Here is a 19587-nt window from a genome sequence, read left to right on the forward strand (position 1 = left end):
CCACCTATATAAGTCACTGGATTGTGATTTGAAACAACTGGATATCACTAAGGAATGTTTTTCTCGCCATATATTTCAGCGAGAGACGGAAAGGACTCAGACCAATCACACTGGTTGGTTTAGATTCATAAAAATAAAGGAACAGACTCAACACTAAGTTGGACTTAGCGATGTTGCGTCGATATTAAACTGGAAGGATGTATCTATGGTAGATAGAGAGCAGAGTGCACAGGGCATGTATACTCCGGAATTGGAGCATGATGCGTGTGGTATCGGTTTTGTTGCTCACTTAAAAAACCGTAAATCTCATGATGTAGTAACTCAAGCACTCGATATGCTAGCGCGTATGGAACACCGTGGTGGTCAAGGTTGCGATCCTTGCTCAGGTGACGGTGCGGGTATTTTGCTGCAAAAGCCTCATGAATTTTTACTCGAAGAATCAGTATCGCTGGGTATCAAGCTACCTTCTTTCGAAAAATACGGTGTTGGTGTTGTACTTTTCCCTAAAGATGAACATAAACGTGCTCAGTGTCGTGACATCCTTGAGCGTAATGCTCAACGCTTGGAACTGGAAGTATTAGGCTACCGCGAGCTGCCGACAGACAACTCTATGATTGGTGCTGATCCATTAAGCACTGAGCCTCAATTTGAACATGTCTTCATTACAGGTGGCCCGAGTACGACACCTGAAGAGCTAGAGCGTAAGCTTTACGTGCTGCGTAATTATACTGTTCGAGTTTGCCTAGAAAGTGTGTCTAACATTGGGGATGATTTCTACATCAACTCAATGTCATACAAGACTCTGGTTTATAAAGGCCAGTTAACGACGGAACAGGTTCCTCAGTACTTCCTAGACCTTCAAAACCCAACGATGGTGACCGCTTTAGCTTTGGTTCACTCTCGATTCTCTACCAATACATTCCCTCGCTGGCGTCTAGCTCAACCTTTCCGTTACATCGCTCATAACGGCGAAATCAATACGGTCCGTGGTAACTTGAACTGGATGAAAGCTCGTGAAGCGATCATTGAATCTGATCTTTTCACCAAAGCTGAAATCGACATGCTTCTTCCTATTTGTCAGGAAGGCAGTTCAGATTCATCAAACTTTGATATGGCACTTGAGCTCCTAGTTTTATCTGGTCGTAGCCTGCCACATGCATTGATGATGATGATTCCTGAAGCATGGCAAGAAAACAAAAACATGGATCCAACTCGTCGTGCGTTCTACCAGTACCACGCGAACGTGATGGAACCATGGGATGGCCCTGCGTCAGTATGTTTCACCGATGGTGTTCAAGTTGGTGCAACACTTGACCGAAACGGTCTGCGTCCTTCTCGCTACACAGTAACTAAAGACGACTTCCTAGTGATGGCGTCTGAATCTGGCGTAGTTGAAATCGCACCAGAGAACGTTGAATACCGTGGTCGTCTGCAGCCTGGTCGTATCTTCGTTGCTGACCTTGAGCAAGGTCGCATCATTTCTGATGAAGAAGTGAAAGACGGCATCGCAAGTGCACAGCCTTATGAAAAGTGGGTTGAAGAGAATCTTCTGAGCTTGAAAAAGCTACCAGATGCAAGTAACGAATTCAGCCAGCCTTCTCCAGAAAAGCTTCTACACAAACAACAATCGTTTGGTGTGAGTTCTGAAGAAGTCAACGAGATCATTCTTCCTCTTGCAAAAACAGGCTACGAGCCTCTTTCAGCAATGGGGGCAGACTGGCCGTTAGCGATTCTTTCTCACCAATCTCAGCACCTATCAAACTACTTCAAGCAACTGTTTGCACAAGTCACTAACCCGCCGATCGACCCGATTCGTGAGCGTATGGTTATGTCTCTGAACACTTACCTAGGTAAAGATCAGAACCTACTTGCTGAAACACCTGAACACTGCCAAAAAGTAGAGCTTGAATCTCCAGTTCTTTCTAACTCAGAGTTAGAAAAACTGCGTGCAATCGACAACGAGCATCTTCAAGCGAAGACACTGGATATCGTATTCCAAGCAAATGGGGACGAAGGTAAGTTAGAGCGTGCGCTTAAGCGTATCTGCCAATATGCTGAAGATGCCGTGATTGATGGCTATTCTATTATTCTACTGACTGACCGTGCGGTTAACTCTAACCACGCTGCCATCCCAGCAATGCTGGCGGTTGGCGCAGTTCACCACCACCTAATCCGTAAAGGTTTACGTGCTAAGTGTGACATCGTTGTTGAAACGGGCGACGCTCGTGAAACGCACCACTTTGCAACCTTAATCGGTTACGGTGCGAACGCAGTCAACCCATACCTCGTTATTGAAACGATTGTTGAATTGCAACGCATTAAGAAGCTCGATCCAACCGTACACCCACGTGAGTTATTCGATAACTACCGTAAAGGCGTGAACGGCGGTCTACTGAAGATTTTCTCTAAGATGGGGATCTCTACGCTGCAGTCTTACCACGGTGCACAAATCTTTGAAGCCCTTGGTATCAGCAAATCCGTGGTTGAAAAATACTTCACGGGTACTGTTTCTCGTATCCAAGGTTTAACGATCGATGATATCGCGAAAGAAGTACTGGTTCGTCACCGTGTTGGTTACCCAGCTCGTGAAATCCCAGCTCAGATCCTTGATGTGGGCGGTGTTTATCAGTGGAAACAACGCGGCGAGAAGCACTTATTCAATCCAGAAACGATTTCTCTACTTCAAGAGTCGACGCGTAACAAAGATTACGAACAGTTCAAGAAGTACGCAAAAGCCGTTGATGACCAAGGCGATAACGCGGCAACATTGCGTAGCCAATTAGCGTTCATTAAGAACCCAGCAGGCTCTATTCCTCTAGCAGAAGTAGAACCGATTGAAAAAATTCTGACTCGTTTTGCAACCGGTGCTATGAGCTTCGGTTCAATCTCGCATGAGGCTCACTCAACACTGGCTGTTGCAATGAACCGCATTGGCGCGAAATCAAACTCAGGTGAAGGTGGTGAAGATCCAGCGCGTTTCGAGCGTAAAGAAAACGGTGACTGGGAACGTTCAGCTATCAAACAAGTGGCTTCTGGTCGCTTTGGTGTAACATCTTACTACCTATCGAACGCTGATGAACTTCAGATCAAGATGGCTCAAGGTGCGAAACCGGGCGAAGGTGGTCAACTACCTGGTGATAAGGTTGATGACTGGATTGGCGCAACGCGTCACTCGACTCCGGGCGTAGGTCTTATCTCTCCACCGCCACACCACGATATCTACTCAATCGAAGATTTGGCTCAGCTGATCTACGATCTGAAAAACGCGAACCGTAATGGCCGTGTAAACGTAAAACTGGTATCGGAAGCAGGCGTAGGTACGATTGCATCAGGCGTAGCGAAAGCGAAAGCTGACGTTGTACTTATCGCAGGTTTTGATGGCGGTACGGGTGCATCTCCGATGTCTTCTATCCGTCACACAGGTCTGCCTTGGGAACTGGGTCTAGCGGAAACGCACCAAACACTACTGAAAAACGGCCTACGTAACCGTATCGTTGTTCAGTCTGATGGTCAGATGAAAACACCACGTGACCTTGCCGTAGCAACGCTACTTGGCGCAGAAGAATGGGGCGTAGCAACAGCAGCACTTGTTGTTGAAGGCTGCATCATGATGCGTAAGTGTCACAAAAATACATGTCCTGTTGGTATCGCAACACAGAACAAAACTCTTCGTGAGCGTTTCGACGGCCGCGTAGAAGACGTCGTGACTTTCTTCCAATACATGGCTGAAGGTTTACGTGAAGTGATGGCTGAACTTGGCTTCCGTTCTATCGACGAAATGGTAGGACAATCTCACAAACTGAAAGTTCGTGATGACATCGGTCACTGGAAGTACAAGAACCTAGATCTAACACCAGTACTGCACATTGAGCAGGCTCGTGCTGAAGACGGTATCTACAACCAGACAAAACAGAATCACAACCTAGAAGACGTACTAGACCGTAAGTTGATTCAAGCTGCCATTCCAGCACTTGAGAAAGGCGAAGCCGTGAACGCGACCTTCCCTATCATCAACACGGATCGCTCTGCGGGTACCATGCTGTCGAACGAAATCTCGAAGGTTTACAAAGACCAAGGTTTACCACAACCAATGAACGTTAAGTTCCACGGTAGTGCGGGCCAATCTTTCGGTGCATTCCTCGCGAAAGGCGTTAAGTTCGAAGTCGAAGGTGACGCTAATGATTACTGGGGTAAAGGTCTTTCTGGCGGTACGTTAGTACTGTACCCAGATGCCAAATCGACGATTATCGCTGAAGATAACATTGTGGTGGGTAACGTATGTTTCTACGGTGCGACGTCTGGTGAATCTTACATCCGCGGTATGGCTGGTGAACGTTTCTGTGTTCGTAACTCGGGCGCAAAAGTCGTTGTTGAAGGTGTCGGTGACCACGGTTGTGAATACATGACTGGCGGTGTCGCTGTTATTCTTGGTTCAACAGGTCGTAACTTTGCTGCCGGCATGAGTGGCGGTGTCGCTTATGTTTGGGACAAGGCAGGAGACTTCAATACTAAGTTAAACGCTGAACTTGTCGACCTAGATCCAATCGAAGCAGAAGACAAAACGCTGCTTAAAGAAATGCTAACTAAGCATGTTGAATTCACAGGAAGTGAAGTTGCTCAGTCTTTCCTAAACAACTTTGAAGCTAATATTGCGTCACTGGTTAAAGTCATGCCACGTGATTACAAAGCGGTTCTTCAAAGACGTAAAGCTGAAGCACAACAGGCACAAACGGAACAAGTGGAGGCAGTATAATGGGTAAGCCTACTGGATTTTTAGAACATGGTCGCGAGCTTCCAAAGAAGTTAGACCCATCAGTGCGGATTGAAGACAACAAAGAGTTCGTTCTAAACGAAGAATTTGGTGAGAAAATTGGTACGCAGGCCTCTCGTTGTATGGATTGTGGTGTTCCGTTTTGTCATAACGGATGCCCAATCGGCAACATTATTCCAGAATTTAACGATGCGGTTTACCGTGACAGCTGGGAAGAAGCTTGGAACATCTTAAGCTCAACCAATAATTTCCCTGAATTTACAGGTCGAGTGTGTCCTGCTCCTTGTGAAAGTGCTTGTGTTCTTGGCATCAACCAAGACCCAATCACCATCTGTAACATCGAGAAAACCATTGTAGAAACTGCGTACCGTGAAGGGTACGCAAAACCGAAAACACCACGTGCTCGTACAGGAAAAACCATTGCAATTATCGGGTCAGGTCCTGCGGGTTTAGCCGCTGCTGAGCAGCTAAACAGTGCAGGTCACTCTGTGACGGTATTTGAACGTGACGAAAAAGTTGGCGGTCTACTGCGTTTCGGTATTCCAGATTTTAAACTGGGTATGGACGTGATTGATCGTAAGATCAATCTAATGGCAGAAGCTGGCGTTGAGTTTAAAGTTAACCAGCACATCGGTGTTGATGTTAACGCTCAACAACTGCGTCAAGAGTTTGATGTGGTATTGCTAACCGGTGGTTCTACGGTTCCACGCGACTTACCAATTCCAGGTCGTGAACTGAAAGGCGTTCACTTTGCCATGGAGTTCCTTGGCCAAAATAACCGTCGTGCCAATGATCTCGACCTAAAAACGGAAGAGATTCACGCTAAAGATAAGCACGTTGTGGTTATCGGTGGTGGTGATACTGGTTCAGACTGTGTGGGTACATCAAACCGCCATAAAGCAGCCAGCATTACTCAAGTAGAGATCATGCCGGTCCCGCCAGAAAAACGCCCTGCTAATATGCCTTGGCCTCAATATCCAATGATCATGAAAACCACCACTTCACATGAAGAAGGTTGTGAACGTCATTGGAATATTCTGACCAAAGAGTTTATTGGCAACGACAAAGGTGAAGTCACGGGTCTACGTATTGCAGACATCGTTTGGCAAGACGCGAAACCAGGCGAGCGCCCTGGATTTGATGAAGTGGCTAACTCTGAACGTGTGATTCCTTGTGATATGGCATTCCTAGCGATGGGCTTCTTGCACCCTGAGCCAACCGGTGTCCTAGCTCAGCTCGACATTAAACTGGATGATCGTGGTAACGTGGCTTCTGAAGGCTACGCAACCAACCAGAAAGGCGTTTTCGCTGCTGGTGATATGCGTACAGGCCAGTCTCTCGTAGTTCGTTGTATTAACGAAGGTCGTGAATGTGCCATTGCTATTGATAACTTCTTAATGGGTAACTCCAACTTAGAAGCGAAAGCAGATTCATTAATGCTTGCTAACTAGGCAAGCCGAATGAGGAGGTAATCACGCGATTTCTGTCTGTTTACCTCTATCAGACCTATCACATCACTTATGATATTAAGCCAGCACCCGATGCTGGCTTTTTTTGTTTTCCTCTCCCAAAAACACACAAAACATGTTGGTAAAATGTAAATAAACCATTCTTATCCTCATGAATTGAAAGTATATTTTCAGAGTATTACGTGGTAAATCTCACTACAACATGATATTTATCCAATAACTTGACCTTTTTTACAATAACCTATATTTTGTGAATCAATCGATATCAGAATTGATAAAACTTGTTAACTCTAGAAGGCATTTGATTGCATATCTAAATACACTTATAGCAATAATCATGAGTAGTTAGTCATTTACTGTCTGGATGACAGAGAAGCAAAGGGAGAATTGCAATGGCTTTATATGATCCAAGTCTTGAGAAAGATAACTGTGGGTTTGGTTTGATCGCGCATATGGAAGGCGAGCCAAGCCACAAACTCGTTCGCACCGCTATTTCCGCATTAGACCGCATGACCCACCGAGGTGGTATTGCCGCCGATGGAAAGACAGGAGATGGATGTGGACTCCTGCTACAAAAACCCGACAGTTACTTGCGCCTCATCGCTGAAGAACAAGGCTTTAACCTCAGCCGTCAATACGCGATTGGTATGATCTTTTTTAGTCAAGACAGCACCAAATATGAACGTGCCAAAGCAATTATCAACAGCGAACTGGCAAAAGAAACACTGACCGTATCAGGTTGGCGAGTGGTGCCAACTAACTCAGACGTTCTCGGCCCTATCGCGAATGAATCCTTGCCCAACATCCAACAAGTCTTTGTTTCGGCTCCCGCGGGTTGGCGTGAAAGAGACATAGAAAGACGCTTGTACATCGCTCGTCGACGCATAGAAAAACAGATCACAGACGATAACGAGTTTTATATCTGTAGCTTATCGACACAAGTTATGGTGTATAAAGGGCTATGTATGCCGGCGGATCTTCCTCGGTTTTATCTCGATCTTGCCGATCTTAGAATGGAATCGGCTATTTGCTTATTCCACCAACGTTTCTCTACCAATACTCAGCCTCGCTGGCCATTAGCGCAGCCTTTTCGCTACCTTGCTCATAATGGCGAGATCAATACCATTGAGGGAAATCGCCAATGGGCGAAAGCACGTGCTTATAAGTTTTCATCACCATTGCTGCCTGACCTTCAAACCGCCGCTCCTTTTGTTAATGAAACAGGATCCGACTCATCTAGCCTAGATAACATGCTTGATCTCTTTTTAGCAGGAGGCATGGATGTATTCAGAGCAATGAGAATGCTTGTGCCGCCCGCTTGGCAAAATCACCCCGATATGGATCCTGATCTTCGAGCTTTCTATGATTTCAACTCCAAACACATGGAACCTTGGGATGGACCTGCAGGCATTGTTTTATCCGATGGGCGATACGCTGCCTGTAACCTTGACCGAAACGGCCTACGCCCAGCTCGCTATGTCATTACCAAAGATAAACTCATTACATTAGCGTCAGAAGTCGGAATATGGGATTACGCACCAGATGAAGTGGCTGAAAAAGGGCGTGTTGGCCCCGGTGAGCTTCTGGTGATTGACACCCGAAAAGGCAAACTGTGGCAGTCCAGTGAAATTGATAACGATCTCAAAAGTCGCCACCCATATAAAAGCTGGATGGAAAAAAATGTCCACAAACTCACGCCTTTTTCAGAGCTTTTAGATACACAAGTAGGGCAACGCACGCTGAATGAAGATCAGCTAAAAACCTATCAGAAACAGTTTGCTATGAGCAATGAAGAAGTTGACCAAGTACTCCGTGTACTCGGTGATATGGGCCAAGAAGCGACAGGATCCATGGGCGACGACACACCAATGGCTGTGTTATCTTCTAAAGCTCGCCTAGTCACCGATTACTTCCGTCAGAAATTTGCTCAAGTGACCAACCCACCCATTGATCCTTTGCGTGAAAAGCATGTCATGTCACTGGCGACAAGCATCGGCCAAGAGATGAATGTGTTTTGTGAAACGGACGGTCATGCCCATAGAGTCAGTTTTGACTCTCCAGTGCTGCTCTACTCCGATATGCAGCAACTGCTCAACCTAGACCAAAAATACTATGCACATTGCCTGTTAGACATTAACTACGAACCGACAGAAATCGATTTAAAACAAGCGATTACCCAACTTTGCGATGCCAGTGTTGAAGCAGTAAAAAACGGCAATGTATTGATTGTTCTATCTGATCGAGTGTTGACGAAAGGCAAACTACCGATCCCTGCTGCAATGGCCGTTGGGGCAGTACAAACTCGATTGGCAAACGAAAATTTGCGTTGCGATACTAATATCATCGTTGAGTCAGGGGCAATTCGCGACCCCCATCAATTTGCCGTTTTGATCGGTTTTGGCGCCACCGCTATTTATCCTTATCTTGCTTATGAAACCTTAGGCAAAATTGTCGATGATGGTGCGATTAATAAAAGCTACCGCGACGTCATGCAAAATTATCAATACGGGATCAATAAAGGCCTGTACAAAATCATGTCGAAAATGGGAATCTCGACCATTGCCTCATATCGATGCTCTCAACTGTTCGAAGCCGTCGGATTACATCAAGATATTGTACAACTTTGCTTCAGTGGTGTTGCCTCACGCATTCAAGGGGCAAACTTTGACGACTTCCAACAAGATCTATTCAATCTATCTCAAAAAGCGTGGGCGAAACGTAAGCCTATCGATCATGGGGGCCTGTTAAAGTATGTGCATGACGGTGAATTTCACGCCTACAACCCTGATGTTGTCAGTACCCTGCAAAAAGCGGTCAAAACCGGTGAAATAGCCGACTATCAACACTATTCTAAACAGGTCAATACGCGCCCTAATGCGATGTTACGTGACTTGATGAAACTAAAGGGAGCTGATGTTCCACTACCGCTAGACAGCGTTGAACCAGACACTGAACTCTTTAAGCGCTTTGACTCGGCGGCCATGTCTATTGGTGCGTTAAGTCCTGAAGCGCATGAAGCACTCGCTATTGCAATGAATAAACTGGGGGGCTACTCGAATTCTGGAGAAGGCGGCGAAGACCCTCGTCGATTCGGAACAAACCGTAACTCACGAATCAAACAGATCGCCTCAGGCCGATTTGGTGTCACGCCACATTACCTAGTGAATGCTGATGTTCTACAAATAAAAGTAGCGCAAGGCGCAAAACCCGGCGAGGGTGGCCAGCTTCCAGGTCATAAAGTAACCGCGGAAATCGCCAAGCTTCGTTATTCGGTTCAAGGGGTGACCTTAATCTCCCCTCCTCCGCATCATGACATCTATTCCATCGAAGATTTGGCTCAGCTTATTTTTGATTTGAAACAAGTGAACCCGAATGCCTTAGTATCTGTAAAGCTGGTTTCAGAGCCTGGTGTTGGGACAATCGCAACCGGCGTCGCAAAAGCCTACGCCGATTTAATCACGATTTCTGGGTACGACGGTGGCACAGCAGCAAGCCCATTAACGTCAGTAAAATACGCAGGTAGCCCGTGGGAATTAGGTCTTGCTGAAACTCAACAGGCGCTTGTTGCCAATGGCCTTCGTCATAAAATCCGCCTCCAAGTCGACGGTGGATTAAAAACGGGGCTAGATGTCATTAAAGGCGCTATTTTAGGCGCTGAGAGCTTTGGCTTTGGTACGGCTCCAATGGTCGCGCTAGGTTGTAAGTTCTTACGAATTTGTCACCTAAACAACTGTGCGACAGGGGTTGCTACCCAAGATGAGACGCTTAGAAAAGAGTACTTCAAAGGGCTACCTGAAATGGTGGTTAATTACTTTATCGGTCTTGCCGAAGAAGTCCGTGAGCACCTTGCTGAACTCGGCGTAGAAAAACTCACTGATTTGATTGGTAGAACCGACTTACTTGAGGCCGCTTCAGGGTTAACTGCCAAACAAAGCAAACTGGATCTTTCTCATATTTTAGAGATGCCAGTGTCACCACAAAACCATCCACTTTACTGGACAGAGCCTAATGCCCCCTTTGATACCGCAGAGCTCAACCAAAAGATTCTCGAGCAAGCTAAAGATGCCTTCGAATCGCAGCAATCCATTAACCTTTACTACGATGTAATCAACACTGACCGCTCAATAGGGGCAAGGCTCTCTGGTGAAATCGCCAAGAAGTATGGCAATCAAGGCATAGCTGCTACCCCAATAAAACTGCACCTGAATGGTACCGCAGGGCAATCTTTAGGGGTGTGGAATGCAGGAGGTGTTGAGCTTTACTTAACCGGTGATGCTAACGATTATGTCGGCAAGGGAATGGCTGGCGGAAAAATTGTCATAAAACCTCATACCGGAACAACTTTCATTTGTAATGAAGCCACCATCATCGGTAATACATGTTTATACGGTGCTACCGGAGGAAAGCTGTTTGCTGCTGGAACGGCCGGTGAACGTTTTGGCGTGCGCAACTCTGGTACGATCGCTGTCATTGAAGGTGCCGGCGACAATGCTTGTGAATATATGACAGGAGGCATTGTTGCTATTTTAGGCGCGACAGGTGTCAATTTTGGCGCAGGTATGACCGGTGGATTTGCTTATGTTCTGGACCAAAACGATGATTTCCAAGGCAGAGTGAATAATGAATCGGTAGAGGCGATTTCGCTTTCTGAACTGGTCATACACCAAGAGCATCTTCGTGGTTTAATTGATGAGCACCTTGCGGAAACTGGCTCTAGCCATGCCGAGAATATTTTAAGTAACTTTGATGAATGGATTCCGAAGTTCTACTTAATTAAACCCCAAAACGCGGATCTGCGAACGCTGTTAGGCCATCAAAGTCGAAGCGCTGCAGAACTACGTGTTCAAGCACAATAATTGGAAGGAGCCCAATAATGAGCCAGAACATATACCAATTTATTGACGTGAATCGCGTAGATCCAGCGAAAAAACCCGTCAAAATCCGTAAGATAGAGTTCGTTGAAATCTACGAACCCTTTACAAAACAGCAAGCTAAGGCACAAGCCGACCGCTGCCTAGACTGCGGCAATCCATATTGCGAATGGAAGTGCCCAGTTCACAACTACATTCCTCAGTGGCTAAAATTGGCGAATGAAGGCCGCATTATCGAAGCGGCAGAGCTCTCTCATCAAACTAACAGCTTGCCTGAGGTTTGTGGTCGGGTTTGCCCCCAAGATCGACTCTGTGAGGGATCTTGTACCATCAATGAAGACTTTGGTGCTGTCACCATCGGTAATATCGAGAAGTACATTAACGATAAAGCATTTGAAATGGGCTGGACGCCCGATATGTCTAACGTGGAATGGACAGATAAAAAAGTCGCCATCGTTGGAGCGGGCCCAGCGGGTCTTGCTGCTGCTGATGTGTTAGTCCGCAATGGTGTTAAGCCAGTTGTTTATGATCGTTACCCAGAAATCGGGGGGCTTTTGACGTTTGGTATTCCCTCTTTCAAGCTCGAAAAAGGGGTAATGGAAAATCGCCGTCGAATATTCAGTGACATGGGAATTGAATTCAAGCTCAATATTGAAGTAGGTAAAGACATCGAAATGCAATCGCTCATTGACGACTATGATGCCGTCTTTATCGGTGTTGGGACCTACAAAAATATGCGCGCGGGGTTGGCTAACGAAGATGCTCAAGGTGTTTATGATGCGCTACCATTTCTTATTTCGAATACCTATAAGATAATGAACCTAACCACTCCTGAACCATACATCGATATGTCTGGTAAAAACGTAGTCGTTCTTGGAGGCGGTGACACCGCGATGGACTGTGTCAGAACGTCCATTAGACAGGGTGCTAATAACGTTATCTGTGCCTACCGACGTGATGAAGAAAACATGCCCGGCTCTCGTAGAGAAGTGAAAAATGCACAAGAAGAAGGTGTCAATTTTATGTTTAACCTTCAACCTCTTGGTATTGAAGTGAACGATACTGGGCACGTAACGGGTATCAAGGTGGTTAAAACGGCACTCGGAAAACCTGACGATGCCGGACGCCAACGACCAGAACCTGTTCAAGGCAGTGAACATACTTTAGAGGCTGACGTTGTCATTATGGCGTTTGGTTTCCAACCTCACTCAATGCCTTGGCTACAACCCTTTGGTGTAGACCTCGATCAGTGGGGAAGAATACAAGCACCTTCCGATCAAGCGTTTCAATATCAAACGAGTAACAAAAAAATATTTGCTGGGGGCGATGCAGTAAGAGGATCCGATCTTGTGGTCACTGCCATTGATGAAGGCCGAAAAGCAGCAGGTGGCATTCTAGACTATCTTGAAGTGTAGATTGACCTGTAGATTTTTTAGGCCATACTCTATAGGATCCGTTAGTCGGGTCCTTTATTTTTCTTATTGACCAATAACTTATTGGAATAACACTATGTTACGAGCCTGTATCTTCGCTTTATCAATCCTCACCTTACTGACAGCGTGTAGCCAAGGGGCAAGGAATATGATTGATCGTACTGCTTTACCCTGCGGTGATAGCCCTAATTGTGTTTCAACTGAAGATGATAGAGAGCAGCACCACCTTATCGCCTTTCAGCTCAAAAGCACAGCCAGTATCGATGACATTGAAGAGGTTGCTTTACAGCTTTCTGGCGCTAAAACAGCGGAAAAAGAAGGGAATTATCTCAGAATCGAATGCACTTCAAGCATCCTTCGCTTCACTGATGATCTCGAACTCAAACTCAGCGGTACAACACTCATGGTTCGTTCTGAATCTCGAATCGGTTATTCGGACTTCGGCGTCAATAGAGATCGAGCCGAGGAGTTAAGAGCGATGTTATTCTCAGCTCAATTGATCATGTAGCGCGATGATCTCCATAGAGATAGATTTCAAGAAATAGAAAAGTCGAAGCTAAGCTTCGACTTTTTTAATTTTAATATCACCGCACAGCGACGACTAGCAACTATTTACAATCTATGAGAGTGGCTAGGCTGACTCTTCTTCTGTAAACACAACCAGACGCTTCGGAGCGACTTTACCGTTATCATCAATCACAGCAACACCGATGAATAACTTTTCATCTCCGCTGGTCATCCGCACGGTTCCTTCCGCTGGCGCACCAAAGATCTGAACAGGCATGCCATGTTGAACAAGATCCGTCAGCTCAGCATTCATGTTTACTTCGGGTAGATCTTCTACCGCTGTATCCATTGGCATTAACAGTGGATCAAGCAACTCTCTAGGGGCAACTTCATCACGCTCAGCCTGCTCTAACAACTCATTAAGCTGCTCTAATGTTACCATCTTCTCATACGGATACTTGGCAACGCCTGTGCGACGCAGATAAGTAACGTGAGCACCACAGCCCAACATTTCACCGAGGTCATCCGTGATGGTTCGAATGTAAGTGCCTTTTGAGCAATGGACTTCCATCTCGATCTCATCGCCTTCAAAACGAAGCAGAACAATAGAGTAAACGGTGATTTTACGTGATTCACGTGGCACCTCGATCCCTTCACGAGCGTACTCATAAAGTGGACGACCTTGGTGTTTCAGTGCAGAGAACATGGAAGGAACTTGGTCTGTTTCACCTTTGAAACTCGCGACACAGCGTTCAAGCTGCTCACGTGTGACGTTAACTTCACGAGTCTCTACGACTTCACCATCTGAGTCAGAGGTGTTGGTACGTTCACCAAGTTTAGCTTTAACAACGTAACGCTTATCCGAATCCAATAGGAATTGAGAAAATTTGGTCGCTTCCCCCAAACAAATTGGAAGCATTCCTGTTGCTAAAGGATCAAGCGCGCCTGTATGGCCCGCTTTTTGAGCAAAGTAGATTCGCTTAACTTTTTGCAAAGCATCGTTAGAAGAAATGCCGGTCGGTTTATCGAGCAAGATAACCCCGTTGACTGGACGACCCTTACGACGGCGAGCCATTACTTGCCTTCCTCTTCAGAACCATTTACGTCTTCGTCACGTCCTGCTTCAGTTTGCTTTCGCTTATCTTCGTTTAATACTTCGCTCACTAAGTTAGACATACGCATACCTTCAACTAAAGTATCATCGTAAGTAAAACGAACTTCAGGCGTGAGGCGGTGGCGAATACGCTTACCCAGTGCCATACGTACTGGCACTTCGTGCTCTTTTAGAGCAGCTAGGCAGCTTTCTGGCGTTTGGTCGCCAACACATAAAAAAGTAACGAATACTTTTGCGTAAGCTAAATCTCTTGATACTTCTACGTCAGAGATGGTCACCATCCCTAAACGAGAGTCGCGAACTTCGCGTTGAAGAATAATCGCGAGTTCCTTTTGTAGCTGCTGTGACACACGTTGTGTACGGCTAAATTCTTTTGACATAATCATTTCTCACAAATAGAAAGAATGGGGGGATGGCCAAAGCCAGCCCCCCATGGTGCATTCAACAACCGATTACCTTGCCTTGATAGGCGGGTAACTTTATCAATTAGTCGAGTGTACGTTTAATTTCAACGATTTCGAATACTTCGATTTGGTCACCAGCGCGAACATCATTGTAGTTCTTAACGCCGATACCACATTCGTAGCCATTCTTAACTTCTTGAACGTCATCTTTAAAGCGACGAAGTGATTCTAGTTCACCTTCGTAAATAACCACGTTTTCGCGTAGTACGCGGATTGGGTTGCTACGCTTAATGATGCCTTCAGTAACCATACAACCAGCGATTGCGCCCAGCTTAGGTGACTTAAATACGTCACGTACTTCAGCAAGACCAATGATTTCTTGCTTGAATTCTGGAGCAAGCATACCGCCCATTGCTTGTTTAACTTCATCAATCAATTGGTAAATGATTGAGTAGTAACGTAGATCTAGGTTTTCAGTATCAACAGTACGACGAGCCGTTGCATCAGCACGAACGTTGAAACCTAAGATGATAGCGTTTGAAGCGGCTGCAAGAGTAGCATCCGTTTCAGTAATACCGCCCACACCCGAACCTACGATGTTCACTTTAACTTCGTCAGTCGATAGTTTCAGCAGTGAATCAGAAATCGCTTCAACCGAACCTTGAACATCACCTTTCAGTACCACATTCAGTTCTGCAACTTCACCCGCTTCCATGTTAGAGAACATGTTCTCTAGCTTAGATTTCTGTTGGCGAGCCAGTTTCACATCACGGAATTTACCTTGACGGTAGTTCGCTACTTCACGAGCTTTACGCTCATCTCGTACTACTGTTGCTTCATCACCTGATGATGGAACACCAGATAGGCCGATAATTTCCACAGGGATAGATGGGCCAGCTTCTAAGATCTCTTGACCATTCTCATCGCGCATTGCACGTACACGACCATATTCTTGACCACAAAGAAGGATATCACCCTTATTCAAGGTACCAGACTGTACAAGAACAGTCGCCACTGGACCACGACCTTTATCTAGGCGAGATTCAACAACAACACCTGACGCCATGCCTTCTTTAACAGCAGTAAGTTCAAGAACTTCAGACTGTAGAAGGATAGTTTCTAGAAGACCATCGATGTTTGTACCCTGTTTCGCAGAGATGTGAACGAACATGTTCTCACCGCCCCACTCTTCAGGAATAACGTCGTATTGAGATAGCTCATTCTTAACGTTGTCTGGGTTCGCATCTTCTTTATCGATTTTGTTTACAGCGATAATAAGAGGTACGCCCGCCGCTTTCGCGTGTTGAATCGCTTCAACCGTTTGTGGCATAACACCATCGTCAGCGGCAACTACAAGCACAACGATATCTGTCGCTTGAGCACCACGAGCACGCATAGCAGTAAACGCTGCGTGTCCAGGAGTATCAAGGAAGGTGATCATGCCGTTATCAGTTTCTACGTGGTATGCACCGATATGTTGAGTAATACCGCCCGCTTCACCAGAAGCAACGTGTGCTTTACGGATGTAATCCAGTGTCGATGTTTTACCGTGGTCAACGTGACCCATGATAGTAACAACTGGAGCACGAGCTTCAACAAGCGCATCGTTATCACGATCAGCCAGTACGGCTTCTTCAAGTTCATTCTCTTTACGAAGAATAACCTTGTGACCCATTTCTTCAGCAACTAAGGCCGCTGTTTCTTGGTCGATAACTTGGTTAATGGTTGCCATTGCGCCCATTTTCATCATCACTTTGATAACTTCAGTGCCTTTAACTGACATTTTGCTTGCCAGTTCAGAGACAACGATAGTCTCACCAATAGCAACATCAGATTTTGCTACCGTTGCTGTTTTATCAAAGCCATGCTGCATTGACGTTGGTTTAGCCAATTTGCCTTTATTACGACCGCCTCTACCACCGCGCTGGTTACGACCGTTACGCTCAGGTGTTGCTGCTGGTGCTTTTTTCTTCTTCTTACGACGGTTACCACCACCTTCTTCTTTGCGATCCGCTGCATCTTCAGCTTCACGAGCATAAGTAGAAGTCGTGATGTGGTAATCAGCTGTTTTCTCTTGCTCTTTTTTCTTTTTCTCTTCTTCGCTCCAACGCTCTTGGTTTTCTTCCGCGAGTTTACGAGCTTCTTCAACAAGCTTTGCCGCTTCTTGTTCTGCTTTACGTTGAGCTTCTTCTTCCTGACGACGTTTTAGTTCGTCAGCTTCTTTCTTAGCTTGCGTATTAACGTCAGCATTTTTTGCATTCATGTCTTTTTTAGCCTTTTCAGCTTGTGCACGCTGAGCCTTTTCTTCCGCATTACGTTTTGCATCCGCTTCACGTTTTGCTTTCTCTTCGGCTTCGCGTTTTGCTTTCTCTGCAGCATCACGTTTCGCTAACTCTTCCGCTTCGCGTTTCGCTAGCTCTTCCGCTTCACGCTGTGCTGCTTCCTCAGCCTCACGTTTAGCTTCATCATCGACTGTGCTGCGCTTCACATAAGTACGCTTCTTACGTACTTCTACTTGAACATCTTTACTCTTACCACCACTTGCTGAAACACTGAGTGTACTGCGAGTTTTTCTCTGTAGTGTTAAACGAGTCGGCTCTGTTTCGCCTGATGTATCACCGTGTTCTTTCTTTAAATGAACGAGGAGCTTTTGCTTCTCTTCATCTGATACTTGATCGCCGCTTGCTTTCTTCATGCCTGCGTCAGCAAGTTGCTCAACTAAGCGTTCAACTGGCGTACCAATCTCTTCACTTAGCGCTTTTACTGTTAGTTGCGTCATTCCGCTACCTCCTTGCTGAAATTATTCTTCGTCACCGAACCAACAAATGTTACGCGCTGCCATAATCAGCTCGCCCGCACGCTCTTCTGTTAGTCCTTCAATATCTTCTAGCTCATCAACACCTTGATCCGCTAGGTCTTCTAGTGTTGCTACACCTTTAGCAGCCAGTTTGAACGCGAGTTCACGCTCCAAACCTTCTAGAGCCAACAGATCTTCTGCTGGTTCAACACCGTCAAATGTTTCTTCTTGAGCCAGTGCTAAAGTGGTCAGTGCGTCTTTAGCACGGCTGCGTAGCTCTTCAACCATGTCTTCGTCTAGGCCGTCAATTTCTAGCAGCTCATGAACAGGGACATAAGCAATTTCTTCTAGCGTTGAGAAACCTTCTTCAGACAACATTTCAGCAAAGTCTTGCTCTATATCTAGGTGCTTCATGAAGCTCTCAACAGCCGCTTGAGATTCTTCTTGGTGCTTCTTCTGTAGATCTTCAACTGTCATCACGTTCAATTCCCAACCGGTAAGTTGAGAAGCTAGGCGAACGTTCTGACCGTTACGACCGATAGCTTGAGCTAGGTTGTCAGGTTCTACCGCGATGTCCATTGAGTGTGCATCTTCATCAACGATGATTGACGCAACATCGGCTGGTGCCATGGCATTGATAGCAAATTGAGCTGGATTATCATCCCAAAGAACGATATCAATACGCTCGCCACCAAGTTCACCGGAAACCGCTTGAACACGAGCACCACGCATACCCACACACGCGCCAACAGGGTCAATACGACGGTCATTGGTTTTCACGGCAATTTTAGCACGTGAACCTGGATCGCGAGCACCGGCTTTTAGTTCGATAAGCTCTTCACCAATTTCAGGAACTTCAACACGGAAAAGCTCGGCAAGCATTTCAGGCTTAGAACGAGTGACAAACAGCTGGAAGCCACGCGCTTCTGGTTTCACTGCGTAAAGTAATCCACGAACGCGATCGCCTGGACGGAAGTTTTCGCGAGGAAGTTGATCATCACGTAAAATAACCGCTTCAGCATTGTTACCAAGATCCATAATCACAGTTTCGCGATTCACTTTTTTAACAACACCGGTAACAAGTTCACCTTCGTTGTCAATAAACTGCTCGACGATTTGTGCACGTTCAGCTTCACGTACTTTTTGTACGATAACTTGCTTCGCTGTCTGTGTTGTAATACGGTCAAACGTTACTGAAGGGATATCGTCTTCAACGAAGTCGCCAATAGTCAAAGTTTCATCTTCGTATTGTGCTGCTTCTAATGAAATTTCTTTGGTTGGGTTTTCTACTTCTTCAACGACTTCCCAACGACGGAAAGTGTCAAACTCACCCGTTTTGCGATCAATTTCTACACGAACTTCAATTTCAAGTGCATGCTTTTTCTTAGTAGACGTAGCAAGTGCTGTTTCAAGTGCCTCAAAAATACGCTCACGAGGTACGGCTTTCTCATTAGAAACCGCCTCAACTACCGCTAAAATTTCTTTACTCATTCTATCTAGCCTCTTAAGCTCAAATTTTTCTAGGAGAACTAAAATTTAGGAATTAGGTTTGCTTTCGAGATATTGCTCAATGCAAAGCTCTCTTGCTTACCTTCAACAACGACTGAAATTGTCTCACCATCAACAGAGTGAATATCACCCTTCCATTTACGACGGTTTTCGACAGCCATTTTCAAAACGATGTTGACCTCGTGACCAATAAACTGTTCGTAGTGTGCTGCAGTGAAAAGTGGTCTTTCAAGACCTGGAGAAGACACTTCTAGGTTATAAGCCACTGAAATTGGATCTTCTACATCCAAAACGGCACTCACTTGACGACTCACTTCTGAACAGTCATCTACGTTAATGCCGTTTGCATGATCGATATAGATACGTAACGTTGAATGCTCGCCTGCACGAATAAACTCTAATCCAACTAACTCATAGCCTGATGCAGATACCGGAGCATCAAGCATGTCAGTAAGTTGTCTCTCTAAACCAGTCATTTAAACCACTCCAGAAACAAAAAAAGGGCATAGAGCCCAATTTAAATCCCAAGCAACAACCTAGCTATAATTAAAAAGCTAGATAACAAAAAACCCCGATAGTCGGGGTTTTTTATTGCTGGACCCTTGATTCGTTAAAGATTAAGCATCTTTAACTCACAGTAATGAATTACTGCGCAAACTTGTCCACAAAATCCATAAAGGATTGGTTGCGGGAGCCGGATTTGAACCGACGA

The 19587-nt window shown here is 45.7% G+C and carries 10 protein-coding genes; 5 read left to right on the forward strand and 5 right to left on the reverse strand.

Annotation, left to right across the window (positions count from 1 at the left end; genetic code table 11):
* The first annotated feature begins 205 nt into the window (after nucleotides 1–205).
* The 5 genes from gltB (A1QO_RS16495) to A1QO_RS16515 all read left to right on the forward strand — a co-directional run bounded on the left by gltB (A1QO_RS16495) (nucleotide 206) and on the right by A1QO_RS16515 (nucleotide 13052).
* Nucleotides 206–4753: a glutamate synthase large subunit gene (gltB, locus tag A1QO_RS16495; protein WP_017035426.1), complete on the forward strand. Its 4548-nt coding sequence runs from the start codon at nucleotides 206–208 to the stop codon at nucleotides 4751–4753.
* Nucleotides 4753–6222, forward strand: a complete 1470-nt coding sequence (locus A1QO_RS16500) for a glutamate synthase subunit beta (protein ID WP_017040865.1) — start codon at nucleotides 4753–4755, stop codon at nucleotides 6220–6222. The genes gltB (A1QO_RS16495) and A1QO_RS16500 overlap by 1 nt, the downstream gene beginning before the upstream one ends.
* A 410-nt stretch (nucleotides 6223–6632) precedes the next feature.
* The gene (gene gltB, locus A1QO_RS16505) at nucleotides 6633–11096 is read left to right on the forward strand and encodes a glutamate synthase large subunit (RefSeq protein WP_017035428.1); all 4464 of its coding nucleotides are present in this window, start codon (nucleotides 6633–6635) and stop codon (nucleotides 11094–11096) included.
* Between the two features lie 17 nt (nucleotides 11097–11113).
* Nucleotides 11114–12526 carry an FAD-dependent oxidoreductase gene (locus A1QO_RS16510; RefSeq protein ID WP_017035429.1) on the forward strand — a complete coding sequence of 471 codons (1413 nt, stop codon included), beginning with the start codon at nucleotides 11114–11116 and terminating at the stop codon, nucleotides 12524–12526.
* Nucleotides 12527–12620: 94 nt separating this feature from the next.
* Nucleotides 12621–13052, forward strand: a complete 432-nt coding sequence (locus A1QO_RS16515; protein ID WP_026026521.1) for a DUF1499 domain-containing protein — start codon at nucleotides 12621–12623, stop codon at nucleotides 13050–13052.
* 123 nt (nucleotides 13053–13175) lie between these two features.
* On the opposite strand, the gene truB is transcribed toward A1QO_RS16515, so the two are convergent.
* From truB to rimP, 5 genes are all read right to left on the reverse strand, one after another.
* Nucleotides 13176–14126, reverse strand: a complete 951-nt coding sequence (truB, locus tag A1QO_RS16520) for a tRNA pseudouridine(55) synthase TruB (RefSeq protein WP_017035431.1) — start codon at nucleotides 14124–14126, stop codon at nucleotides 13176–13178.
* A complete protein-coding gene (gene rbfA / locus A1QO_RS16525) occupies nucleotides 14126–14545 on the reverse strand; it encodes a 30S ribosome-binding factor RbfA (RefSeq protein WP_017035432.1) in 420 nt (139 codons plus the stop codon). The genes truB and rbfA overlap by 1 nt, the downstream gene beginning before the upstream one ends.
* Before the next feature lie 106 nt (nucleotides 14546–14651).
* On the reverse strand, nucleotides 14652–17348 hold the full coding sequence (infB, locus tag A1QO_RS16530) for a translation initiation factor IF-2 (RefSeq protein ID WP_017035433.1): 2697 nt from the start codon (nucleotides 17346–17348) through the stop codon (nucleotides 14652–14654).
* A 21-nt stretch (nucleotides 17349–17369) separates the two neighbouring features.
* A complete protein-coding gene (gene nusA / locus A1QO_RS16535; protein ID WP_017035434.1) occupies nucleotides 17370–18857 on the reverse strand; it encodes a transcription termination factor NusA in 1488 nt (495 codons plus the stop codon).
* Between the two features lie 38 nt (nucleotides 18858–18895).
* The gene (gene rimP / locus A1QO_RS16540; RefSeq protein ID WP_017035435.1) at nucleotides 18896–19351 is read right to left on the reverse strand and encodes a ribosome maturation factor RimP; all 456 of its coding nucleotides are present in this window, start codon (nucleotides 19349–19351) and stop codon (nucleotides 18896–18898) included.
* Nucleotides 19352–19587: the final 236 nt, after the last annotated feature.

The sequence above is a fragment of the Vibrio genomosp. F10 str. ZF-129 genome, assembly GCF_000287055.2.
Lineage (GTDB): Bacteria > Pseudomonadota > Gammaproteobacteria > Enterobacterales > Vibrionaceae > Vibrio.